The following is a 23,541-nucleotide window of genomic DNA, read 5'->3' on the forward strand; positions in this document are numbered from 1 at the left end:
GCCAGGGAGTGGCCGTACGGGAACGCCGCCCGCACCCTCCAGTGGCCCCCGGGGCCCGGAAAGTTGCCGTCCCGCCCCGAATACGCGCGGACTGACAAAACGCGGTGTGCTCAGCGGCCGGTACGGGCGTCCCGCGGACCGTCGTCCGGGACCACCCGGGCCGCGGCCGGGTCCAGCACCCGGGTGAGGAACGCCTGGGTCCGGGGATGCCGTGGCGCGCCCACCACCTGCTCCGGACCGCCCTCCTCCACGATCGCCCCGTCGTCCATGAACACCACCCGGTCCGCGACCTCCCGCGCGAAGCTCATCTCATGCGTGACGACCAGCATCGTCATCCCCTCGTCGGCCAGCGCCCGCATGACGGCGAGCACATCCCCGACCAGCTCGGGGTCGAGGGCCGACGTCGGCTCGTCGAACAGCATCAGCTCCGGATCCATCACCAGCGCCCGCGCGATCGCCACCCGCTGCTGCTGTCCGCCCGACAGCTGCGCCGGATAGGCGGTCTCCTTGCCGGTCAGGCCCACGCGGCGCAGCGTGTCCCGGCCGATCCGCGCCGCCTCGGCTTTGTCGCGGCGCAGCACCCGCCGCTGGGGGACGGTCAGATTCTCCAGCGCCGTCAGATGCGGGAAGAGGTTGAACGCCTGGAACACCATGCCGATCCGCCGCCGCATCCGGTCGATGTCCACGTCCGGATCGGTGACCTCGCTCCCGCCCACGGTCACCGAGCCCGACGTCGGCTCCTCCAGCAGGTTCACACAGCGCAGCAGGGTCGACTTGCCGGAGCCGGACGGCCCGATGACACAGACCACTTCGCCCCGTTCCACCGCGAGGTCGATGCCCTTCAGCACCTCCAGCCCGCCGAAGGACTTGTGCAGCCCCCGGATCCGGATCACGGGTCCTCACCTCGCCTTCGCGGTACGGGCTTCGAGCCACCGGACCAACTGGCCCAGCGGAACCGTGATGAGCAGGTAGCACAGCCCGGCGACCAGGATCGGGGTGAGACTGCGGTGCTGATTGAGCGCGTCCCGGCCGAACTTGGACAGTTCGTACTGGTCCAGGGAGAGCCCGAGCAGATAGACCAGGGACGAGTCCTTGGTCAGCAGGATCAGTTCGTTGGTCAGCGGCGGCAGCACGATCCGGAACGCCTGCGGGATGATGATCGAGACCATCGCCCGGCCATGGGACATGCCCAGTGAACGCGCCGCCTCCATCTGCCCCTTGGGCACGGCCCGGATGCCCGCCCGGATCGTCTCCGCCATGTACGCGGCCCCGACCAGACCGAGCGCCAGCATGACCGTGACATACCGGTCCAGCGCCACCTGGAAGGCGAGCGGCACCCCGAAGCCCAGCGCGATGAAGACCAGCAGCGCCGGTACGCCGCGGAAGAACTCGATGTACGCCACCGACAGCCATCGGTACGGCGGCACCCGCGAGAGCCGCATCAGCGCGAGCACCAGCCCGGCCACGAGCCCGAAACCGAAGCCGAGCAGCGTGTAGACGACGGTGTTGACCAGGGCGGTGGTGATGATGTCGGGGAACAGGGACCGGGCGACGCCCGCGTCGAAGAACGCGCGGCGCAGTTCACCCCAGTCCGCGGCCAGGACGATGACGAGCAGCACGGCGGCGAGCACGGCGTACTGCACCGTCCGTACCGCCCGCGCCCGCTGCCGACGGGTGATGGCCATAGCTCACTTCCTGGGCGCGGTGCCGAACCACTTCCGGTAGATCTTGCTGTAGCGGCCGTCCGCCCTGGCGTCCCCCAGCACCTTGTTGATCTTCTTGCGCAGGGCGTCGTTGCCGGTGCGTACGGCGATGCCGTACTTCTCGCCGGTGCTGAACTCGGCCGTCACCTCGGTGTCCGGGTTGTCCTTGACGAAGTCGTACAGCACTCCGTTGTCGTTGATCCCCGCCGCGACCTGTCCGGTCTTGACCGCGGACACCAGCAGCCCGAGGTCCTCGAACTGGACCAGGGTGGCGCCCACGGCCCGCTTCTGGGCGTAGGTCTCCCCGGTGGTCCCCTGCTGGACCGCCAGCCGCTTGCCCTTGAGGTCGCCGAGGGCCCGGTACGGCTTGCCCTTCCGGGTGAGCAGCGCCTGCGTGGCCTCGAAGTAGGGGCGGGAGAAGTCCAGGTTCTTCTCGCGGACGGCGTTGATCGTCATCCCGGCCGCGGCGACATCGCAGGTGCTGGTGTTGAGGTCCTCACCGGACTGGATGCCCTCGAAGGGCGTGTCCACGATCTCCTGCTTCACCTTCAGCTCCGAGGCGACGAGATCGACCAGATCCACGTCGAAGCCGACGATCTTCTTGCCCTGCCGTGACTGGAAGGGCGGATAGGGCAGATGCGTGCAGGTGGTCAGCTTCCCGGACGTCACCAGGCTGATGTCCTGGCCGCCGGAGGCCGACGGTTCGGTGCTGGTACAGCCGCCGATGAGCAGCACGGCAGCGGTGGCGGTGGCTAAGGCGGGCAGCGCGGAGCGAGCGGACACGGCACCTCCGGGACGTGGTCGGCGAACGACCCCACGGGACACGTGATCAGTACGTCGGCCCGCATCCTGCCACTCTCCGTGCCACCGTGACCCCGCCGGGTGCGTTGCGAGCGCATAACGGCCGGGAAGCCGGTCGCCGCCCCGCCCCGGGAGAGATCCGCTAGCGCCGCCGTCGCCGCCTGCGGCGCTTGCTCCAGAACCAGCCCGCCGGCGGCTCGTCCGCCCGCCAGGGCTGGGGCTCGGGCGCACCGCGCCGCCGCCAGCGCGCGGTCAGCACGCGCGTGCGCGCGGCAGGCTCGGTGACGTCGGCGCCCCGGACGAAGTCCTCGTCGAGAACGACGTCGTCCCAGTCGTCCGCGCCGTCCGTGCCGCCCGCGTCGTCCCCCCGGTCTGTGGAGCCGGTGCTCAAGGGGCACCTCCCGTCCGCCGGTGTGCCGCTCGGGCACGAAGCGTGTTCCTGCAGCGGAAAACGCGCAGGACGCCCGCCGAGTTCCGGCGGGCGCTACGCGGGGATCCAGACGCGCATCGGTCCGGCCTCCCGGTTCGCCCAGGCGTAATAGGGGATCGCGGTGACGCGCACCGGGTCGCCCACGCTTCCGGCGTGGCCCCCGGTGCGCGGGTACGGCCACCAGCCGTCGGGCGTGGCCGTCCGGCACAGCGCCCGGGCCATGATCACGGTCACTCCGCCCAGCAGCCGCGGCCGGTGCTCGGCGATCAGCCCGGTGCCCGTGTCGAGCGTGATGCCGTCCAGCCGCAGCCCGGCGGGCTGATCCGGCTGTTCCAGGCAGTACACCAGCGGTCCGTGCTCGATCGCGGCGCAGCCGCGCACCGCGTCCACCCGCGGATCGGGGCGGGTCAGCCGGGGCGCCATCGGCAGCGTCAGGACCACGGTCTCGCCCGGCCGCCAGCGGCGCCGCAGCCGCAGCCAGCCTCCCTCCGTGCGGGCCGTCACCGGCTCGCCGCCGACCGTCGCCTCGTACCGTTCGGCCCACTGCGGGATGCGCAGCGACAGCGTCCAGTCCGCCTCTGCGGGAGCCTCGTCCACGACGACCGCGATCCGGCCCTCCCACGGGTAGCCGGTGCCCACGCGCACCGCCCCGCCGCCCGCCGCGTACACCCCCGACGCGTACTGGTGCAGCTGCAGGCCCCCGGCGTCACCGCTCGCCATGTAGTGCGGCAGCGAGGCCAGCAGCCGCATCACATTGGGCGGGCAGCAGGCGCAGCGGAACCAGGGCGTCCGCCGCGCCTCCTGGTCGCTGTGCGTCTGCGTACGGCCGTCCCTGACCTGAAGCGGATTCACGTACAGCCAGCGCTCACCGTCCAGCGAGACCCCGGACGCGAAGCCGTTGAACAGGGTCCGTTCGATCAGGTCGCTGTAGCGGGCGTCCCCCGTGAGCAGCGCCATCCGCCAGCTGAACTGGATGGCGGCGATGGCCGCGCAGGTCTCCGCGTACGCCCGGTCCGGCGGGAGTTCGTGAGCGTCGCCGAAGGACTCCAGATCGTGCCGGGAGCCCACCCCGCCCGTCACATAGGTCTTGGTGGCGGCCATGTCCTCCCACAGCCGCACCAGCGCCTCCACAAGCTCCCGGTCGCCGGTCTCGGCCGCCAGGTCCGCGGCCCCGGCCAGCAGATACAGCTGGCGCACCGCATGCCCGGCGACCGCCCTCGCGTCCCGCACCGGGACGTGGTCCTGCCAGTAGGGCGCCCCGGGGCGGGGGCCCGTCGCGCCCTCCGGCGGGCCGTCGCCGAGGGTGCCCGCACCGCGCCGGTCCACGAAGTACCCGGCCAGATCGAGATAGCGCCGCTCGCCGGTCTCCCGGTACAGCTCGACCAGCGCCGTCTCGATCTCCGGATGCCCGCACACCGCGTCCACGGCCTTGCCCGGGCCGAAGACCGCGTCGATGTGATCGGCGAACCGCACCGCCACGCCGAGCAGTCCGTCCTCGCCGGTGGCCCGCCGATGCGCGACGGCGGCCTGGAGGAGATGGCCCGCGCAGTACAGCTCGTGCCCCCAGTGCAGCTCCGTCCACCGCCGGGCATCCGGCCTGGCCTGGTAGTACGTCTGCAGATAGCCATCCGCGTCCTGAGCGTCCGACACCAGGGCCGCCAGCCGCGCCACCTGCCCGGCCAGCTCCCCGGCGGCCGGGCCGCCGGGCTCCTCGGCGAGCTGCCAGGACGCGGCCTCTAGCCACTTGTGCACATCGGAGTCCTGGAACGGAAAGTCCCCCGTGAACCCCTCCTCCGCCGTCCCGGCGGCGGCCCGCAGATTGGCCAGGTTGCCCGCCTCCTCCAGTCTCCCCGGCCCCTGCGCCACGCTGACCTCGGCGTTGACGCGCCGCTTCGCGGCCCAGAACCCTCCGGTGATGCGGGCCTTGACGGGCGGCCGGAGAGCGGTGTGCGCATCCTGCGAGAGCCGGATCGGTCCTACGGACATCTGCCTACCCCTTACCCGTACGTTCCGTGGCGGCCATGCCTTCCACGACCTGGTGAGCCGCACGCGCCATGTGGCCCATTCCACTGCACTTCGGCGCCGGAGTCAGGAGGGGCGACCGAGGTCCCTGCGAAGAGGCGACGGAACGTCAGGCGGCGGGCAGCTCCGTCCCGTCCACCACATGGGCCACGCCGCACGTGACGTTGTCGGGCCCGCCCGCGCGGTTGGCGAGGGCGATGAGTTCGAGCGCCGCCTTTCCCGGATCGGCCACCGAGCCCAGCACGCGCCGGATCTCCTCCGCGGCCACCACCCCGCTGAGCCCGTCCGAGCACAGCAGATACCGGTCACCGGCGAGGGCGTCCCGCAGCGCCAGATCGGGTTCGAACGCCGCCCCGCCGCCCACGGCCCGCAGCAGCAGCGCCCGCTGGGGGTGGGACGCGGCCTCCGCTACGGACATGCGCCCCTCGTCGATCAGCGACTGCACCACCGTGTGGTCGTGGGTGATCTGGAACAGCTCGCCGCCGCGCAGCAGATACGCCCGCGAATCGCCGATGTGCACCAGCCCCAGCCGGGAACCGGACCACACCATCGCGGTCAGCGTCGTCCCGACGTCGCGCAGCGCGGGGTCGGACGCGGCCAGTTCGCGCACCGAGGCGTGCGCCCGGCGCGCCGCCTCCTCCAGGGCACTCAGCAGCTCGGCCCCCGGAACCTCGGCCTCCAGCGGCTTGAGCGCCTCGATCGCCGCCTCGCTCGCGTGGCGGCCGCCGCCGAAGCCGTCGGCGACGGCGAGCAGCCGCGGACCGGCGTATCCGGAGTCCTCGTTGCGTTCCCGGACCGAGCCGCGGTCGGAGAGCACCGCGTAGCGGACTCCCAGGGTGCGGTGGGCAGAAGACATGGCGACGTCCTTTCCGGACAGCTGCGACAGCTGTGACAGCTCGTTGACGAGGAAGGCGGCCAGGTCGCGCCGGGCCGCCGTGTCGGCCTCGACTCGCGCCCAGTACGCGCGGACCTCCCGCGCCGCCGCGCCCGGGTCCAGCTCGCACACGGTACGGATCCGGGCCAGCGGCATCCCCAGCCGCCGCAGCCAGGCCACCAGCCGGGCCCGCTCCAGCTGCGCCGGGTCGTAGAGCCGGTAGCCGGAGTGCGGGTCGACGCGGGCGGGCGGCAGCAGCCCGAGTTCGTCGTACAGGCGCAGCGCCTTGGGGGACAGCTTCGATGCCCTCGCGAACGCGCCGATCGTCAGCAGTCCCATGGTCACCCTCCTCGCGCCGGGCGCCTCGCCCGGCCACCACGATGCTGGAGCTTCCCCTACGGAGAAGGTCAACCGGCGTCAATCAAGGCCAATGAAGAACAATCAGAGATCACATTCACAGCTGTATATCTCACTCATTTATATTTATCGGTCATATACTTTCATTCGGTCTTCTTTAGGTATTCGTTGTGCTTGGCACGGGAAATGACGGGGCATCCGCACAGACTCGTGGTGAGCCACGAGGCGAGGGAGGACCCATGTCCGTTTCCACCACGCCCGGAACCGTGTGGGGCACCTGGATCAATCTGCAAGGCGGCATCCACTCCGAGCCCGCGCCCGTGGCCCAGGCCGACGACCGGATCCAAGTCTTCATCCGGGGCGGGTCGAACGTCCTCTGGAGCAGACTCGAAACCCGCGACGGGGGGTGGGGACCCTGGCAGCAGTACGCGGGCCTGTCCGTCGACGGCATCCCCGCACCGATCCGCGGCAAGGACGGCAAGGTGCGGGTCTTCTACCGCACCCCGGGCAACAATCTGGAGGTCATCACCCAGACCTCCATCAACTCCGGGTACGGGGCACCCCAGACGCTGGCCACCGGCATCGGGGACGATCCGGCAGCGGCGCTCGGCGCCGACGGCCGCATCTACGTGTTCTTCCCCGGCACCGACAACGCCCTGTGGTACCTGCACAACCAGGACCTGCAGTACGAGACGTACACCGCCGCGGCGTCGCTGGGCGGCGCCATCTTCGCCACCCCGTCGCCCATCCTCGACGGGGGAGGGCGGATCGTGGTGGCGGTCAAGGGCAGCGGCGAAACGCTCTACACCATCCAGCAGCTGGCCGCGAACTCCGTCGTCTGGGAGCCCTTCTCGCTGAACGCCCCCAACGTGACCAGTCGCCCGTCGGTGTGTCTGGACGCGGCGGGCAGGGTGCAGATCTTCTTCCGGGGCGTCGACGGCTCCGTCCGCCGAGTCGGGCAGAGCGACGATTACGAGACCTTCGGCGCCCCCGTGAGCCTGGGCGCCCAGATCGTGTGGCGGCCCACCTGCGGCCTGGGCCAGGACGGCCGGGTCAACGTGTTCATCAGGGCCACCGACAATGCCCTGTGGGTCGCCGTCCAGAACACGGAGAACGGCAACACCTACACCGGCTTCCAGTCCCTCGGCGGGGTCATCGGCTCCGCCGGTATCAGCGTCCCCATCGCCAATGAGGAGAACCTGCTGTACGTGTTCCTGCAGGGCAACGGGGTCGTCAGGGACCTCTGGCTGCAGCGCCAGACGTTCGTCTGAGCGGGGTCCCGGGGGCTCCACGGTTTTCGAAACTTTCGCACCTGCTTCAGGGGCTGTCGGAAGTCATCAGAACCCTTAATCTCCGAACAAATTCGATCATCACAGAGGTTGATCGACGGAGAGCGCAGGAGCCCCCGCATGCCCACAGCAGGAGAGAGCCGCAGCGACGGACAGCCCAGCCGCCGACGGGTACTGATGGGTGCCCTGGTCCTGGGGGCGGCCGCAGGAACCCCCGGCCTCGCCGAGGCCGCCACCCCCTCCGCGCGGGAGACGGCCGCCAGGGCCCCCCGGTACACCAATCCGCTGGTCCGCCAGCGCGCCGATCCGCACATCTTCAAGCACACCGACGGCTACTACTACTTCACCGCCACCGCCCCTGAGTACGACCGCATCATCCTGCGCCGCTCCAGAACCCTGGCGGGCCTCACCACCGCGCCCGAATCGGTGATCTGGAAGAAGCACACCAGCGGCGACATGGGCGCCCACATCTGGGCCCCGGAAATCCACTTCATCGACGGCAAGTGGTACGTCTACTTCGCTTCCGCGCCAGCGAACGACGTCTGGAAGATCCGGATGTGGGTGCTGGAGAACGGCAGCGCCAACCCCTTCGCCGGGACCTGGACCGAGAAGGGCCGCATCGCCACCCCCATCGACTCGTTCTCGCTGGACGCCTCCACCTTCGTCCACCGCGGCACCCGCTATCTCATCTGGGCCCAGAGCAACCCGGACATCGGCAACAACTCGAGCATCTACCTCGCCAAGATGGCCAACCCCTGGACCATCACCGGGCCGCAGGTGGAGATCTCCCGCCCGACCTACGACTGGGAGACCCGCGGCTACAAGGTCAACGAGGGCCCGTCCGTGCTCCAGAAGAACGGGCGGCTCTTCCTCACGTACTCCGCGAGCGCCACCGACGCCAACTACTGCATGGGGCTGCTCACCGCCTCCGCGGACAGCGACCCGCTGGCCGCCGCCTCCTGGAAGAAGAGCCCGCAGCCGGTCTTCACCAGCAACGACACCACCAAGCAGTACGGCCCGGGCCACAACTCCTTCACCGTCGCCGAGGACGGCCGCACCGATGTCCTCGTCTACCACGCCCGCCAGTACAAGGACATCACCGGCGACCCGCTCAACGACCCCAACCGGCACACCCGTATCCAGTCCCTCGGCTGGAAGGCGGACGGCACCCCGGACTTCGGTGTCCCCGTGGCCGACGGGCCCGCCCCCGACACCAAGGCCACCACCCGCTACACCATGACCGCCTTCACCAACAGCAGCGAATCCAACATGTACGTGTACGAGTCGCCGGACGCGCTCACCTACACGCTGCTCAAGGGGCCGGCGTTCACCCCGCCCGCGGAGCTGATCCGCGACCCCAGCGTCATCAAGCACACCGACGGCTACTACTACATCGTCTACACCACCAACTGGACCGGGAACACCATCGGTTTCGCGCGCAGCCGGGACCGGGTCAACTGGACCTTCGTCCGCAACCACACCCTGCCGCTCCCGGGAGTCGAACGCACCTGGGCGCCCGAGTTCTTCGTCGACGAAGGCGGCAGCGTCCACATCATCGTGTCGCTGGACACCACGGCCACTCCCGATTACATCTTCCGCCCGCATCTGCTCACCGCCACCAACGCCTCGCTCTCGTCCTGGACCACCCCGAAGCCGCTCACCGGCCTGGACAAGGCGAACTACATCGACACCTTCGTGGTCCGGCACGGCGGGCAGTACCACGCCTTCACCAAGCAGGAGACGACGAAGTACATCGAGTACGCGACGGCCACCAGCCTCGGCGGCCCCTACACCTTCCGCGGCACCGGCGACTGGGCGGGCTGGGGCAGCTGGCGCGAGGGACCGGCGCTGGTACGGCTGGACAACGGCGGCTGGCGGATCTACTTCGACGGCTACGCGGAGAAGAAGTACTACTACAGCGACAGCCTCGACGGTTTCCGGACCTGGACCCCCATCCGGGAGCTGCCCCGGCTCTCCGGCGTCGCCCGCCACTTCACCGTAGTGAAGGAGAGCGTGTGATGCGCGGACGTCTGTGGGCCCTCGTCGTGGCCGCCGTCCTGGCGCTGCCCGCCCTGCTGGCAGGCGCCGGTACGGCGCAGGCGGCCCCCGCCACCGTCGTCAACGCGACACAGTTCACCACCACTTCGGGCGAGGCGGTGCACGCGCACGGCGGCGGAGTCATCAAAGTCGGCGCGTACTACTACTGGTTCGGCGAGAACCGCAACGCGGACAACACCTTCCGGTACGTGTCCGCCTACCGCTCCACGGACCTCAAGAGCTGGGAGTTCCGCCGCCACGTCCTCACCCAGGCCACGGATCCCGAGCTGGCCACCGCCAACATCGAACGGCCCAAGGTGCTCTACAACGAGCGGACCAGGCAGTTCGTGATGTGGATGCACAAGGAGAACGGCAGCGACTACAGCGAGGCGCGCGCGGCCGTCGCCACCTCCGCCACCGTCGACGGCGACTACACCTGGCGGGGCAGCTTCCGCCCGCTGGACCAGCACATGTCGCGCGACATCACCCTGTTCAAGGACAGCGACGGCACCGGCTACATGATCTCGGCCGCCCGGGAGAACTACGACCTGCAGATCTACCGGCTGACCGACGACTACACCGGTGTGGCGAGCCTGGTGGCCAACCCCTGGCCCGGCGGCCATCGCGAGGCCCCGGCGCTCTTCAAGCGCGGGAACGTGTACTTCATGCTGACCTCCGGCGCCACCGGCTGGAACCCCAACCAGCAGCAGTACGCCACCGCCACCAGCCTGGCCGGTCCCTGGAGCGCGATGCGCAACGTGGGCGACTCCACCGCCTACGGTTCGCAGACCGCGTACGTCCTGCCGGTGCAGGGCGCCCGGACGACCTCGTACCTGTACCTGGGCGACCGCTGGGGCAACTCCTTCGGCGGCAAGGTCAACGACTCGCGCTACGTCTGGCTGCCGCTGGCCTTCCCCACCGCGACGACCATGACCATGGACTGGTATCCGCAGCTCACCATCGACACCGAGGCGGGCACTGTGACCGGCTCCGGCGGCCCGTACACCACGCTGAAGGCCCGGCACAGCGGCAAGTGCGCCGACGTCGTCTCCGCCGCGCAGACCGACGGCACCGCGGTCGTGCAGTACACCTGCAACGGCGGCGGCAACCAGTTGTTCTGGTCCCGGAGCGCGGGGGACGGATACGTCCAGCTGATCGCCCGGCACAGCTCCCAGTGCCTGACCGTGGCCGGGGGCTCCACCGCCGACGGCGCGGCGGTCGTCCAGTCGGCCTGCGGCACGGGCGCGCACCAGCAGTGGCAGGTCACGGACACCGGCAGCGGGTACGTGCGGCTCACCGCCCGCTCCAGCGGTAAGTGCCTGGACGTGGCCGACTCCTCCACGGCGGACAAGGCCGCCCTCATCCAGTGGAACTGCACGGGCGGCACCAACCAGCAGTGGCAGCGCGGCTGACGGTCCTCACCGGCCGGTACGCGCGGGGCTGTTGACTTCCCCGGAAGGGCCGGTAGCTTCACGGTGCGCACGATGTCGGACATTGTTCGTAATTTCGAACCCCAGTGAGGGAAGACATGGACGAACCAGTCGACAGACGGCACTTCATCGCCACCACCGCCACAGGTGCCGCGGCCGTGATGCTCAGCGCGGCCGCCGGTGGCACCGCGGCGGCGGCCACGCCCGCCGCCGCCCCGGCAGCGGCCCCGCGAACGGGCCGGGCGCTGACCAGCGTCCGGCCCTTCCCGCTCACCGCCGTGACCCTGCTCCCCGGCGCCTTCAAGGACAACCAGTCCCGCAACACCGCCTATCTGCGCTTCGTCGACATCGACCGGCTGCTGCACACCTTCCGCCTCAACGTCGGCATCGCCAGCAGCGCCCGGCCCTGCGGCGGCTGGGAGAGCCCGACCACCGAGCTGCGCGGCCACAGCACCGGCCACCTCCTGTCCGGCCTCGCCCTGACCTACGCCAACACCGGCGACGCCGCGCTGCTCGACAAGAGCCGGAGCCTCGTCTCCGCCCTCACCGCCTGCCAGGCGAAATCCCCGGCCGCCGGGTACGGGACGGGCTATCTGTCGGCGTTTCCGGAGAGTTTCTTCGACCGGCTGGAGGCCGGGAGCGGGGTATGGGCCCCGTACTACACCATCCACAAGATCATGGCCGGGCTCGTCGACCAGTACCTGCTCGCGGACAACGACCAGGCCCTGGAGACCGTGCTGCGCCAGGCCGCCTGGGTCGACACCCGCACCGCGAAGCTCAGCTACGACCAGATGCAGCGCGTGCTGGAGACCGAGTACGGCGGCATGAACGACGTCCTCGCCGATCTGCACACGATCACCGGCGACAGCCGGTGGCTGAAGGCCGCCGAACGCTTCACCCACGCCCGCGTCTTCGACCCGCTCAGCCGGAACGAGGACCGGCTCGCCGGACTCCACGCCAACACCCAGATCCCGAAGATGGTCGGCGCCCTGCGGCTGTGGGAGGAGGGGCTGACCAGCCGCTACCGCACCATCGGCGAGAACTTCTGGAAGATCGTCACCGATCACCACACCTACGTCATCGGCGGGAACAGCAACGGCGAGGCCTTCCACGAACCCGACGCCATCGCCGCCCAGCTCAGCGGGAGCTGTTGCGAGAACTGCAACAGCTACAACATGCTCAAGCTCACCCGCCTGATCCACTTCCACGCGCCCGAGCGCACCGACCTGCTCGACTACTACGAGCGCACGCTCTTCAACCAGATGCTCGGCGAACAGGACCCCGACTCGGCCCACGGCTTCAACATCTACTACACGGGCCTCGCCCCCGGCTCCTTCAAACAGCAGCCGTCCTTCATGGGCCCCGACCCCAACCAGTACTCCACCGACTACGACAACTTCTCCTGCGACCACGGCAGCGGCATGGAGACCCACGCCAAGTTCGCCGACACCATCTACACCTACGGCGACCGCAGCCTCCTGGTGAACCTCTTCATCCCCTCCGAGCTGCGCTGGCAGGGGAAGGGCATCACCTGGCGCCAGACCACCGGCTTCCCCGACCAGCAGACCACCACCCTCACGGTCGCCTCCGGCGCGGCCTCCCTGGAGCTGCGGGTGCGGATCCCCTCATGGGCGTCCGGGGCGCGCGCCGCCCTCAACGGCACCGCCCTCCCCGACCAGCCGAAACCCGGGAGCTGGCTGATCATCGATCGGCAGTGGAAGACCGGCGACCGGGTCGAGGTGACCCTGCCGATGAAGCTGCGGCTCGACCCCACTCCTGACGACCCCGACATCCGGGCCGTGCTGTACGGGCCCGTCGTGCTGGCCGGGGCGTACGGCAACGCCAGCGGCATGACCATGCCGCGCCTCAAGCAGGACTCCGTCGTCCAGCAGGCCACCAGCCCGATGCGCTTCACCGCCACCGCGGACGGGCAGAGCGTCAGCCTGCTGCCCGTCGCCCGGGTCCACCACCAGCGCTACAACGTGTACTGGATGACGGGGCAGCCGCCCACCCCGCCGCCCGCCTTCGCCGCCTGGTACCGCTTCGACGACGCCTCCGGCACCACCGCCGCCGACGCCACCGGCCGCGGCAAGACCGCCCGGCTCACCGGCGGCACCACCTGGACCACGGGCCGGACCGGCGGCGCCGTCGCGCTGAACGGCACCGACGGCTATGTGACCCTCGCCGACGACCTTCTCGCGGGCGCCACCGCGTACACCGTCGCCACCTGGGTCCGGCTGGACGGCACCCCCGCCCAGTGGACCCGGATCTTCGACATCGGCACCGGCGTCACCGCCAACATGTTCCTCACCCCGGTCGCCGACTCCGGAAAGCTGCGCTTCGCCATCACCGCGGGCGGAGGCGGCGCGGAGCAGCGCATCGAGGCCGCGCCGCTGCCCACCGGCCAGTGGGCCCATGTCGCCGTCGCCTACGGCAGCGGCACCGCCGTCCTCTACGTCGGCGGACGCGAGGCCGGCCGCAACACCGCCGTCACCGTCGAGCCCAGCGACTTCGGCAACCACATCCGCGCCGCCTACCTCGGCAAGTCGCAGTACCCCGACCCGTACCTCAGGGCCGCGTTCGACGACTTCCGCGTGTACGGCCGGACACTCAGCGCGAATGAGGTCGCCACGCTCGCCGAAAGCTGATTAGCTCGGGCGGGCGGGCCACGGCCCGCCCGCCCCCGTACCGACCGGCATGGACAAGGACGACGTACATGGCCCACCTCGCGGCGGAGAACCGCTACGACTCCATGCAGTACCAGCGCTGCGGGCGCAGCGGCGTGCTGCTGCCGAAGGTCTCGCTCGGCCTGTGGCACAACTTCGGCGACACCCATCCGCTCGAGACCCAGCGCGCCGTGCTGCGCCGCGCCTTCGACCTCGGCGTCACCCACATCGACCTGGCCAACAACTACGGGCCCCCGCCCGGCAGCGCCGAGAGCAACTTCGGCACGGTCTTCGCCCAGGACTTCCGCCCCTACCGCGACGAGCTGTTCATCGCGAGCAAGGCCGGATATCTGATGTGGCCCGGCCCGTACGGCGAGTGGGGCTCGCGCAAGTACGTGCTGGCCAGCCTCGACCAGTCGCTGACCCGTATGGGTCTGGACTACGTCGACGTGTTCTATTCCCACCGCTTCGACCCGGACACTCCGCTCGAGGAGACGATGGGCGCGCTCGACAGCGCCGTACGGCAGGGCAAGGCCCTCTACGCCGGGCTGTCGAACTACCCGCCGGAGGCCATCGCGGAGGCGGCCGCGATCCTGAAGGAGCTGCGCACCCCGTATCTGATCAACCAGCATCCGTACTCGATGCTCCAGCGCGGGGTCGAGGGCGGGGTGCTGGAGGCGTCCGCCGCGGCCGGTGCCGGTGTCATCGCCTTCTCGCCGCTCGCCCAGGGCCAGCTCACCGACCGCTATCTGAACGGTGTGCCCGCCGACTCCCGCATGGCGCTCGGCCACTTCCTCAAGCGCGACGCGCTCACCGAGGAGCGCCTGACGCTGCTGCACGCCCTCAACAAGATCGCCGGGGAGCGCGGCCAGACCCTCGCCCAGCTGGCGCTCGCCTGGGTGCTGCGGGATCCGCGGGTGGTCTCCGTGCTGATCGGCGCGAGCAGCGTCGGCCAGCTGGAGCAGAACATCGCGGTCCTGGACTCGCCCGGCTTCAGCGACGCCGAGCTGGCCGAGATCGACCGCCTCTCCGCCGAGGCGGGCGTCGAGATCCCCTGATCGACCGCCGTGTCCCCGCTCCCGGCACCGGGGGCGGGGACCCAGCGCGCCCTTGCGTCAGCGGCCGGTGAAGCGCGGAGCGCGCTTCTCACGGAACGCGGCCATCCCCTCGGACTGGTCCTCGGTGGCGAACAGCGCGTGGAAGGAGCGCCGTTCGAACAGCAGCCCCTCGCGCAGCCCCACCTCGAGCGCCCGTTCCACCGCCTCGCGCGCCGCCATGACGGCCGGTTTGCCGTAGGCGGCGACCGTCGCGGCCACGGCCGCCGCCTCCGCCGTCAGCCGGTCGTCGGGGACCACCCGGGAGACCAGCCCGGCGCGCTCCGCCTCCTGCGCGCCCATGGTGCGCCCGGTCAGGATCAGGTCCATGGCCTTGGCCTTTCCGACCAGTTTCGTCAGCCGCTGGGTGCCGCCGATGCCCGGTATGACACCTAATTTGATCTCTGGCTGACCGAAGGTGGCCGATTCGGCGGCCAGGATGATGTCGCACATCATCGCCAGCTCGCAGCCGCCGCCCAGCGCGTAGCCGGAGACCGCCGCGATCTTGGGGGTGCGCAGCGCGGCGAAGGCGTCCCAGCCCGCGAAGTAGTCCTCGGCGAACATCTCGACGGAGGTCTTGGGCTCCATCTCCTTGATGTCGGCGCCCGCCGCGAACGCCCGCTCCGAGCCGCGGATCACGAAGCAGCCGGTCCCGGGATCGCGGTCCAGCGGCCGCAGCGCCTCGACCAGTTCGGCCAGTAGCCTGCTGCTGAGCGCGTTCAGCACCTCGGGGCGGTGCAGCGTCACGGTGACGACCCGGTCGTGTCGCTCGATCTTGATGAAGTTCACGGTGCCTCGCTTTCGGAAGTGATCGCTCTACGAGTCCCAGATGGCGCCGTACGCGGGGATCCCGCGGCACTCCATGCCGTGGACCACCTGCCAGGTGAGCTTCTTGTTGGAGATGCAGATGACGGCCTCGGCCCCGAAGTCCGCGTACGCGGCGTAGGCGAGCCGGACCATGTCGGGCTTGCCGTGTTCGGAGGTGTCCCAGATGACGGCGTCGGGCTGGACGGCCAGGATCTCGTCCACCAGGGCGTCGCCGTAGGTCGTACGGGGCGTGCGGGTCGCCCACACCAGCCGCGCCGGGACCTCCTGGGCCAGCAGATGGGGTAGACACGGACCGATGCCGCTGCCGGTGGCCACGTAGATCACCTTGCGGAACAGCGTCTCGATGTTGGCCACGCCCGCGGTGGTGATGCCCTTCACCCACACCCGGGACGGGGCGTCGTCGATGAACTTCCCGGTCCAGTCCCCGGCGCGGGAGATGGTGAGCCGGAACCCCGGCTCACCGGGCGCGGGCACATTGGCGAACGAGTGCCATTCCCGCAGCGGGCTGCGGCTGATCGCCGTCGAGGATCCGGCGAACGGCGTCACCCCGTGGTGGAAACGGGCGAGCGCCACATGAGGGGACGGCCGTTCGACGGCCACCGTCACCCGGCGCAGCCGCAGCCACGGCAGCGCGACACTGAAGGTGATCACGGCCAGCACCCAGACGCCCGGCGCCGTCAGCAGCCGCCCGGCGGCGGACTCCTCGCCCCGCCCGTCGAGCGTGGTCAGCACGGTCTGCGCCCAGAAGAGCGCGAGCGCCGCCCAGCCGCCGAAGCGGTGCACCCTCTCGAAGCGGTCGTGGAACCGCGCCCGGAAGGGCGGCAGCGCCGTGGCCGTGATCCCCAGCAGCAGGACGACCAGGGCGTACGAGACGGCGAGTGTCGCGGCCGGGGTGGCGTGCCGGGTCAGCGAGCCCACCAGGGCGAGGAACCAGAGCGTGCCCGCGACGGCCCCGCCGACGTGCACCCCGCCGAAGTGGTAGACCTTCGCCAGCGACCACCGGATCCTCAGCGGCCAGTTGACGGGCGGCGCGGTGGCGATGCGGAAGAGCAGATTGATGACGTACTGCTGGCGGATGACGATGGCGACCGCGAAGTTGACGAGCGCCGCGTCGGAGAGCGTACGAGGCGGGAGATCCTCGCCCGAACGGGACAGCAGGAAGGCCAGGTTGACCGCCAGGACCAGGGCGATGAGACGGTTGTAGTGCATCAGGCGCGGATGCTTCAGCAGCCCGCGCACCCCCGGTGTCCGGGGCGGCAGTGGCAGCTCCGCGGTGCGCGGCGGTGCTTCGGCGCGGGGTGTGGTCACGATGCGAGGTGTGGTCACGACGCCACCTCACCGGCCGTGCGGCGCTCGGCGGCCAGCGACAGCAGGGCCGATTTGTCGACCTTGCCGCGGCTGGTGAGCGGCAGCGCGGGGAGGGTGTGGACGGCGACCGGCACGCAGTAGTAGGGGAGCGCTCGGGCCACGGCCTGCCGCGCCGCCTCGGGGTCGACCCGCAGCGGGGCGGCGAAGGACACCAGGCTCCGGTCGTCCAGCTTGAGCGTGACCGCGCGGACGCAGCCGGGGACCGCTTCGAGGACGGCCGACACCGAGTCCAGTTCGACCCGGAAGCCCCGCACCTTGACCTGGTCGTCGGTGCGGCCCAGATGTTCCAGCTCGCCGTCGGGCGTCCAGCGGCCCAGGTCGCGGGTACGGAACATCAGCCGCCCGCCGCCGAGGAACGGGTCGGGCGCGTACCGCTCCGCGGTGAGCCGCGGATTGTGCAGATAGCCCGCCGACACACAGTCGCCACCGGCCCACATCTCGCCGGTCTCGCCGATGGCGCACGGGCGCCGCTCGGCGTCCAGGACGTACACGGTGTTGTTGGGCGTCGGCCGTCCGATGGTCAGCCGCAGCGCCGCCGGGTCATGGCGCTGCATGGTGTTGACGATGGTGGTCTCGGTCGGCCCGCACGCGTTGTAGAAGGCGCAGACCCGGGCCCAGCGGTCGGCGAGCGGGCGCGGACATGGCTCCCCGGCGACGGCCGCGACCTTGATCCGTCCGCATAGCTCCGGGTCGACCGCGCTGAGCACGGTGGGGGTCGCGATGACCACGTCCACCCGGCGTACGGTCTCGGCGATGTCGGCGCCGCGGATGACGAGGGTGGCGCCGTGGCTCAGGCAGCCGAGGATCTCCCACGCGGCCATGTCGAAGGCCACGTTGAGGATCTGGGACACGCGCATCCCGGGCCGCATCCCCAAGTTCCCCGGCTCGGTGAGCAGGAGGTTGCACACATTGCGATGGGTGACGGTGACCCCGTTGGGCGCCCCCGTGGTGCCGGAGGTGAAGAGCACATAGCAGCCGTCGTCCGGTGTCACGGGCCGGGCGGGGACGAAGGGCGGTTCGCCCGCCCCGGCGTTGAAGGGTTCGGCCATCGCGGTGTCGAGCGGGACGACGGTGTGGCCGGGTGGCGCCGGTATGCGGTCCGCGTAGCCGGACGTCGTCAGGATCACCCGGGTCGACGCCGTGCGGATGACATGGCCGAGCTGGGCCGGGGGCGCCAGCCCCGCGTCCTGCGGCACATAGGCCGCACCCGCCTTCAGAGTGGCCAGCAGGCCGACGAGCATGGGGATGGAGCGCCGGACGAACAGCGCGACGCTGTCACCGGGGCGTACGCCCAGGTGGGCGAGGCGGGCCGCCAGCCGCCCGGCCTGCCGGTCCAGCTCCCCGTACGTGATCGTCTCGCCGAGGTGCTCGGCCGCGACGGCGCGCGGGGACGCGGCGGCGTGCCGCTCGACGGCCCGGTGGATCAGGGCACAGGGCAGGGTGGCCACCGGCCCCTGGCCGAACCGCTGGAACAGCCGCCGGTCCGTGCCGGAGAGATGCCGGAGGGGATCGGCCGGTCGTGCGTCATGAAGCATGGTGTGTATCCGCATATGTCGCCCACTCTCGTTCGACAAGTCGGTCATCGTTCGGCTGGTGGAGCCGGGTGCGGGCATGAAGGAGCCCAGTGCGGGGGTGAAGGGTGAAAGTGATGAGCCGTATGAGGTGCGGTGGTGGCACTGCGGCGAGGAGATCAGGCCGCCGCCGACCGGTTCACATGCGTATCGTGTGGCACGTGGTCACCAGCCATCTCGCTTGCTTGAGAGCTTAAGGACCTGTGCGGTGCGCACGGAAGACGGGCGACGGGCGCAAGTTGGCCAGGATCCCACTAGAGTGCGCCCGCGCGGAAAAGTATGCCTTGTGGCCTTGATGCCGAACCTGGTAGCGGCCGAAGCGGGGCGGCGCCACCGAAACTGACAGTACGTCAGCCCATTCGCCGATGGCCGAGATCCGCCCCGGGCCGCCGCCCGGATAGCATGAACGGCCCGCCCGTACCGCCCACACACCGCCGCACGGAGACGACAGCCTTGGCCACACAACGGATCCCGGTCGTTCTCCTCACGGGTTTCCTGGGTTCCGGAAAAACCACGATGCTCAACCATCTGATGCGCGACAGCGTGGACACCCGGATCGGGGTCATCGTCAACGACTTCGGCAGCATCAACATCGACGCCATGGCCGTCGCCGGACAGGTCGACTCGATGATCCCCATCGAGAACGGCTGTCTGTGCTGCGCCGCGGACGCCTCCGAGATGGACGAGATGCTCGACCGGCTCACCGATCCCGAGCTGCGCATCGACGTCATCGTGATCGAGGCGAGCGGCCTGGCCGAACCGCAGAGCATGATCCGCACGCTGCTGTCCAGCGGCAACGAGCGCATCCGCTACGGGGGACTGGTGGAGGTCGTGGACGCCGCCGAGTTCGCGAGCACCCGCGACCGCCATCCCGAGCTGGACCGCCATGTGCGCGACGCCGATCTGATCGTGCTCAACAAGACCGACCGGGTGGGGGAGGACGAACGGTGGCGCGTGGCGGAAACCGTCGCCGAGATCGCCCCGGGCCTGCCCGTCCTCACCGCCGAACACGGCCGCGTCGACCCCGGCCTCCTCTTCGACCACGAGCCCCGGGAGACTCCCGAAGCGCGCTTCCAGCAGCTCTCGTTCGCCGATGTGTGCGCCGACGAGCACGACCACGGCCGCCATCTCCACGCCGCGTACGAGAGCGTCGAGTTCACCTCGGCCGAGCCGCTGGACCCGCGCCGCTTCATGGAATTCCTCGACGCCCGGCCCGCGGGCCTCTACCGCCTCAAGGGCTTCGTCCACTTCGCGGGCGCCGACCCGCAGCGGAAATACGGACTGCACACCGTCGGCGCGTACCTCCGGTTCGAGCCGGTGCCCTGGGAGCGCGGGGAACCCCGCACCACCCAGCTGGTGATGATCGGCACTGGCATCGACGCCGACACCCTCACCAAGCGGCTGACCGACTGCGTCGCGACCGGCCCGGAGGAGGCCGACGAGCGGCACATGATGGGGGTGCTGCGCTACGTGGACCAGGCGGCGGAGCAGGGCGCGCCCGGCCAGGCGTGAGCGCGGCTACCGGCTCCCGAAATCGGGAAGGGTGACCGAGCCGTCCTCGGCGAGGGGGAACCCGGGGTTGTACGCGACCTCCCAGGCGTGACCGTCGGGGTCGACGAAGGCGCTGGAGTAGAAGCCGATCGCGTTCACGGCCGCGGGCTTGGTGATCGTCCCACCGGCCCGCTCGGCCGCCGCGAGCAGAGCGTCGACCTCCGCCTCGGACCGAACGTTGTGCGCCAGGGCGATCCCGCCGAACCCGGCCGCGGGCCCGGGCTCCAGCCCGCAGTCCCGCGCGAGCTTGTCGCGGTCCCACAGGACCACCCCCAGGCCGCCTGCCTGGAAGAACACGGTCTCCTCGACTTCCTGCCCCCGCCAGCCCAGGGCCTCGTAGAAGACCTTGGCGCGGGCGAGATCGGAAACGCCCAGCGTGACCAACGTGATGCGCTGCTCCATGCGCTCACGATACGGCCTTCGGACGCCGTTCCGGCCTCCGTCGCGAACGCTCTGCGGCTGGACCCGGCGGCAGCGTCGGCTTCGTCGGCGTCCCCCACGGTGTGCGGATCGACGGCGGTGAGCTGTTCTTCTCGCACGTCGGTGTCCGCGGCGGCCCGGCCCCCGTCCGGGAGTTCCTGCCCGACCTGATCGACCGGGCCCTGTCCGGCCGCATCACCCCGGGCCGGTCATGGCGCGCCCCCGCCGAGGTCCACCCGGTCGGCCCCGCACCACGTCCCACTTTGGACCGGAGCGAAGGGGAAGTATCCGGACAGCACACCGCGGCTTGCCCCGCAGCGGTAATACCCTCGGCCGTCACTCATCCTCAGCCCCCATCGGAGCCTCTCTCATGACCACCATCGCCATCATCGGTGCCGGGCCCGGCCTGGGCGCGGCTGTCGCCCGCCGCTTCGGCCGGGAGGGCCTGGACATCGCCCTGATCTCCCGTAGCCCCGAGCGCCTGGATACCCTCGCCGCCGAACTGGGAAAGGAGGGACTGAACGCACGCGGGTTCGCCGCCGATGTCCGTGACCGGCAGGCGCTGGCCGCGGCGCTGGACGCCGCCGCTTCCTCGCTCGGGCCGATCGAGGTGCTGCAGTACAGCCCCGTCCCCCACCAGGACTTCATGAAGCCCGTCCTCGGGACCGGAGTGGACGACGTGCGTGGCCCGCTGGAGTTCTCGCTGTTCGGGCCGATGACGGCCCTCGAACGGGTGCTGCCGGACATGCGCCGACAGGGCCGGGGCACCGTGCTGCTGGTCAACGGCGGCAGTGCCGTCCAGCCGCATCCCGAGCGGGCGGGTACCTCGATCGCGTTCGCCGCCGAAGGCGCCTGGGGCCGCATGCTCCACGACACGCTCGCGAGTGACGGTATCCATGTCGCCCAGCTGGTCGTCCCCGGTGCCATCACGCCCGGCGATCCGCACACCGACCCCGTCATCCTCGCCGACACCCTGTGGGCCATCCACCAGCGGCGCGGCGACTTCCGGCACTACGCCGCCCCGATGGACACCTGAGGCGCGAGGGGGCGCTCACGTCGTCGGGGTAGTGCCCTGAAGCTGCTTGACGGCCTGAACGAGGGGTGCCAGCTCCGCTACGGAGGATGCCTGGTCGAGGGCTTCGCGCAGGGCGGTGTTGTGGGTGGGGCGGGCCTCTTCGAGCAGACGCAGTCCCTTGTCGCTGACGTCGACGTAGATGCCGCGGCGGTCGGTGGGGCAGAGGTAGCGAGAGAGCAGACCGCGGTCCTCCAGCCGGGTCACCAGCCGCGTGGTCGCGCTCTGGCTGAGGACGACGGATTCGGCGACCTGGCGCATCTGCAGATGCCCGCCCTCCCCGTCGTGCTGGCGGCTGAGCACGTCCAGCAGGGAGTACTCGCGCGCGCTGAGGCCGTGGGAGGCCAGCAGGGCGCGCTCGACGCGCCCTTCGATGCGGCCGTGCAGCAGCGACAGGGCCGACCAGCTGTGCGCCAGGGCGGTCATCGCCGGATCGGTGGCAGTCATGATCAGCGTCGCTCTCTTTCCGGATGTCGGGCTCTGGGATGTCGGGCTCTGAGGTGTCGGGCCGGGGCCACCTGCCCTTGTCGTCGGGCCCACTGTACCCGCGCTTGCAATTAACGAGCGTGTGCAATTATTGTCCAAGCGTGTAGTCGCCCTGCGGCGACTTTTGCTTCTCGCAACCCTCAAGACCCGCACCGAGAAGGGCCGTCACCCCATGCAGATCGATCTCTCCGGCCGGACCGCCCTGGTCACCGGCTCCACCCAGGGCATCGGAGCGGCCATCGCCACCGGCCTCGCCCGCTCCGGCGCCCACGTCGTCGTCAACGGCCGCAGCGAGGAGCGGGTCGAGCAGACGATCCGGGCCATCCGCACCGAGACCGGCAACGGGCACGTCACGGGCGCCGTGGGGGACCTGGCGACCGAGGACGGCACCCGCGCCGTCCTCGACGCCGTCCCCCGGGTGGACATCCTCGTCAACAACCTCGGCATCTTCGGCTCCGCGCCCCCGCTGGAGATCGACGACGCCGAGTGGCGTCGCTACTTCGAGGTCAACGTCCTCTCCGCCGTACGCCTCATCCGCGCCTACCTGCCCGGCATGAAGGAGCAGGGCTGGGGGCGCGTGCTCAGCCTCGCCAGCGACTCGGCCGTGGTGATCCCGGCGGAGATGATCCACTACGGCATGACGAAGACCTCGCTGCTCGCCGTCAGCCGCGGGTTCGCCAAGGACGCCGCCGGTACCGGTGTCACCGTCAACTCCGTGATCGCCGGACCGACTCACACCGGCGGCGTCGAAGGATTCGTCCGCGAGCTGGTCGGCGACGAGCTGCCCTGGGAGGAGGCGCAGCACGAGTTCATGTTCAAGCACCGCCCGCAGTCACTGATCCAGCGCCTCATCGAGCCCGAGGAGATCGCCAACCTCGTCGTCTACCTCGCCTCGCCGTACGCCTCCGCCACCACGGGCGGCGCCGTGCGCGTCGACGGCGGTTACGTCGACTCCATCCTTCCCTGAGCGCGGTTGGCGGACTTTACCGCCGCATCGGATCACCATAGGGTCCACGTCATGGACTGGTTGGGGCCGGTGAACACGCTGATCGGCGCGGGGGTCGGCGTCGGAGCGACCCTCCTCGCCGACCGGCTCCGCTGGCGCCGTGACCGTGAAGCGCTCCGCCAGGACACGCGTCGGCAGGCGTACGCGTCGTTCATGGCCGCCCTCTCGGAGGTGTACACGCGCCTCCACGCGGTCGCTCGCGAGGGAGGCCCGGCACCGGAGGCGGAGCGGGCGGCCCACGACGCGTTCACGTCCAGCAAGCTGTATCCGCTGCGCTATGAGCTGGCGCTGATCGCTCCCTGGGAAGTGATGGAACCGGCCAACCAGGTCTTCTGGAAGGTTCGCGACCTCCGTGACCTGGTGGCAACCGGCGCCACCACGCGGGATCCCGCCTTCGGGAATCATCTTCGCGACTACCTCGCGGCGGCCGAGACCGCGCAGACGGCCATGCGCCGGGATCTCGGTACCTCCTGGCCGCAACGCGACCCGGCGGCCACGCGCGCCGACGGTTCCTCTGTCTAGGGGATTTCCTCTGC

General features: G+C 70.5%; 20 protein-coding genes and 1 pseudogene. 10 read left to right on the top strand and 11 right to left on the bottom strand.

Annotated elements, in window-relative coordinates:
- Positions 1-110 precede the first annotated feature (110 nt).
- The 6 genes from ACZ59A_RS30340 to ACZ59A_RS30365 all read right to left on the bottom strand — a co-directional run bounded on the left by ACZ59A_RS30340 (position 111) and on the right by ACZ59A_RS30365 (position 6,169).
- The gene (locus tag ACZ59A_RS30340) at positions 111-893 is read right to left on the bottom strand and encodes an amino acid ABC transporter ATP-binding protein (protein WP_470965008.1); all 783 of its coding nucleotides are present in this window, start codon (positions 891-893) and stop codon (positions 111-113) included.
- Between the two features lie 6 nt (positions 894-899).
- Positions 900-1,685, bottom strand: coding sequence for an amino acid ABC transporter permease (locus tag ACZ59A_RS30345; RefSeq protein WP_470965011.1), 786 nt, complete (start codon positions 1,683-1,685; stop codon positions 900-902).
- A 3-nt stretch (positions 1,686-1,688) separates the two neighbouring features.
- Entirely contained in the window at positions 1,689-2,486 is a 798-nt protein-coding gene (locus ACZ59A_RS30350; protein WP_470965014.1) for an ABC transporter substrate-binding protein, read from the bottom strand.
- A 160-nt stretch (positions 2,487-2,646) separates the two neighbouring features.
- Entirely contained in the window at positions 2,647-2,895 is a 249-nt protein-coding gene (locus ACZ59A_RS30355) for an SGM_3592 family protein (protein WP_470965017.1), read from the bottom strand.
- Positions 2,896-2,988: 93 nt separating this feature from the next.
- Positions 2,989-4,920: a glycoside hydrolase family 127 protein gene (locus tag ACZ59A_RS30360; protein ID WP_470965020.1), complete on the bottom strand. Its 1,932-nt coding sequence runs from the start codon at positions 4,918-4,920 to the stop codon at positions 2,989-2,991.
- Between the two features lie 145 nt (positions 4,921-5,065).
- Entirely contained in the window at positions 5,066-6,169 is a 1,104-nt protein-coding gene (locus ACZ59A_RS30365; RefSeq protein WP_470965023.1) for a MerR family transcriptional regulator, read from the bottom strand.
- 257 nt (positions 6,170-6,426) lie between these two features.
- Between ACZ59A_RS30365 and ACZ59A_RS30370 the strand changes: the two genes are divergently transcribed.
- The 5 genes from ACZ59A_RS30370 (at position 6,427) to ACZ59A_RS30390 (ending at position 14,667) form a co-directional block, all read left to right on the top strand.
- Positions 6,427-7,458: a DUF8189 domain-containing protein gene (locus tag ACZ59A_RS30370; RefSeq protein WP_470965026.1), complete on the top strand. Its 1,032-nt coding sequence runs from the start codon at positions 6,427-6,429 to the stop codon at positions 7,456-7,458.
- 138 nt (positions 7,459-7,596) lie between these two features.
- Positions 7,597-9,495, top strand: a complete 1,899-nt coding sequence (locus ACZ59A_RS30375) for a family 43 glycosylhydrolase (protein ID WP_470965029.1) — start codon at positions 7,597-7,599, stop codon at positions 9,493-9,495.
- Positions 9,495-10,925, top strand: a complete 1,431-nt coding sequence (locus ACZ59A_RS30380) for an RICIN domain-containing protein (protein WP_470965032.1) — start codon at positions 9,495-9,497, stop codon at positions 10,923-10,925. Before ACZ59A_RS30375 ends, ACZ59A_RS30380 begins: the two co-directional genes overlap by 1 nt.
- Before the next feature lie 116 nt (positions 10,926-11,041).
- The gene (locus tag ACZ59A_RS30385) at positions 11,042-13,591 is read left to right on the top strand and encodes a glycoside hydrolase family 127 protein (protein WP_470965036.1); all 2,550 of its coding nucleotides are present in this window, start codon (positions 11,042-11,044) and stop codon (positions 13,589-13,591) included.
- Positions 13,592-13,659: 68 nt separating this feature from the next.
- Positions 13,660-14,667 (top strand): aldo/keto reductase, encoded by a 1,008-nt coding sequence (locus ACZ59A_RS30390; protein ID WP_470965039.1) that lies wholly within the window; start codon positions 13,660-13,662, stop codon positions 14,665-14,667.
- Positions 14,668-14,724: 57 nt separating this feature from the next.
- Here the strand turns inward: ACZ59A_RS30390 and ACZ59A_RS30395 are convergent, their stop codons facing one another.
- Genes ACZ59A_RS30395 through ACZ59A_RS30405 form a run of 3 tightly spaced genes read right to left on the bottom strand, consistent with a single transcriptional unit; the run spans position 14,725 to position 18,434 of the window.
- Entirely contained in the window at positions 14,725-15,492 is a 768-nt protein-coding gene (locus ACZ59A_RS30395) for an enoyl-CoA hydratase-related protein (protein ID WP_470965042.1), read from the bottom strand.
- Positions 15,493-15,519: 27 nt separating this feature from the next.
- Positions 15,520-16,857, bottom strand: a complete 1,338-nt coding sequence (locus ACZ59A_RS30400; protein WP_470965045.1) for a ferredoxin reductase domain-containing protein — start codon at positions 16,855-16,857, stop codon at positions 15,520-15,522.
- Entirely contained in the window at positions 16,854-18,434 is a 1,581-nt protein-coding gene (locus ACZ59A_RS30405) for an amino acid adenylation domain-containing protein (protein ID WP_470965048.1), read from the bottom strand. Before ACZ59A_RS30405 ends, ACZ59A_RS30400 begins: the two co-directional genes overlap by 4 nt.
- Positions 18,435-18,923: 489 nt before the next feature.
- Between ACZ59A_RS30405 and ACZ59A_RS30410 the strand changes: the two genes are divergently transcribed.
- Positions 18,924-19,982: a CobW family GTP-binding protein gene (locus ACZ59A_RS30410; protein ID WP_470965051.1), complete on the top strand. Its 1,059-nt coding sequence runs from the start codon at positions 18,924-18,926 to the stop codon at positions 19,980-19,982.
- 6 nt (positions 19,983-19,988) lie between these two features.
- On the opposite strand, the gene ACZ59A_RS30415 is transcribed toward ACZ59A_RS30410, so the two are convergent.
- Positions 19,989-20,423 carry a VOC family protein gene (locus tag ACZ59A_RS30415; RefSeq protein WP_470965054.1) on the bottom strand — a complete coding sequence of 145 codons (435 nt, stop codon included), beginning with the start codon at positions 20,421-20,423 and terminating at the stop codon, positions 19,989-19,991.
- 56 nt (positions 20,424-20,479) lie between these two features.
- Between ACZ59A_RS30415 and ACZ59A_RS30420 the strand changes: the two are divergent.
- Positions 20,480-20,650, top strand: a pseudogene (locus ACZ59A_RS30420) (IMP dehydrogenase); the annotation flags it as partial.
- Between the two features lie 161 nt (positions 20,651-20,811).
- Positions 20,812-21,477 (top strand): SDR family NAD(P)-dependent oxidoreductase, encoded by a 666-nt coding sequence (locus ACZ59A_RS30425; protein WP_470965057.1) that lies wholly within the window; start codon positions 20,812-20,814, stop codon positions 21,475-21,477.
- 15 nt (positions 21,478-21,492) lie between these two features.
- Here the strand turns inward: ACZ59A_RS30425 and ACZ59A_RS30430 are convergent, their stop codons facing one another.
- Entirely contained in the window at positions 21,493-21,960 is a 468-nt protein-coding gene (locus tag ACZ59A_RS30430) for a MarR family winged helix-turn-helix transcriptional regulator (RefSeq protein ID WP_470965060.1), read from the bottom strand.
- A gap of 211 nt (positions 21,961-22,171) precedes the next feature.
- On the opposite strand from ACZ59A_RS30430, the gene ACZ59A_RS30435 reads away from it, so the two are divergent.
- Positions 22,172-22,966, top strand: coding sequence for an SDR family NAD(P)-dependent oxidoreductase (locus ACZ59A_RS30435; RefSeq protein ID WP_470965063.1), 795 nt, complete (start codon positions 22,172-22,174; stop codon positions 22,964-22,966).
- Between the two features lie 51 nt (positions 22,967-23,017).
- Positions 23,018-23,527, top strand: coding sequence for a hypothetical protein (locus ACZ59A_RS30440; RefSeq protein ID WP_470965067.1), 510 nt, complete (start codon positions 23,018-23,020; stop codon positions 23,525-23,527).
- Positions 23,528-23,541: the final 14 nt, after the last annotated feature.

This window comes from Streptomyces sp. NPDC040405, assembly GCF_055595765.1.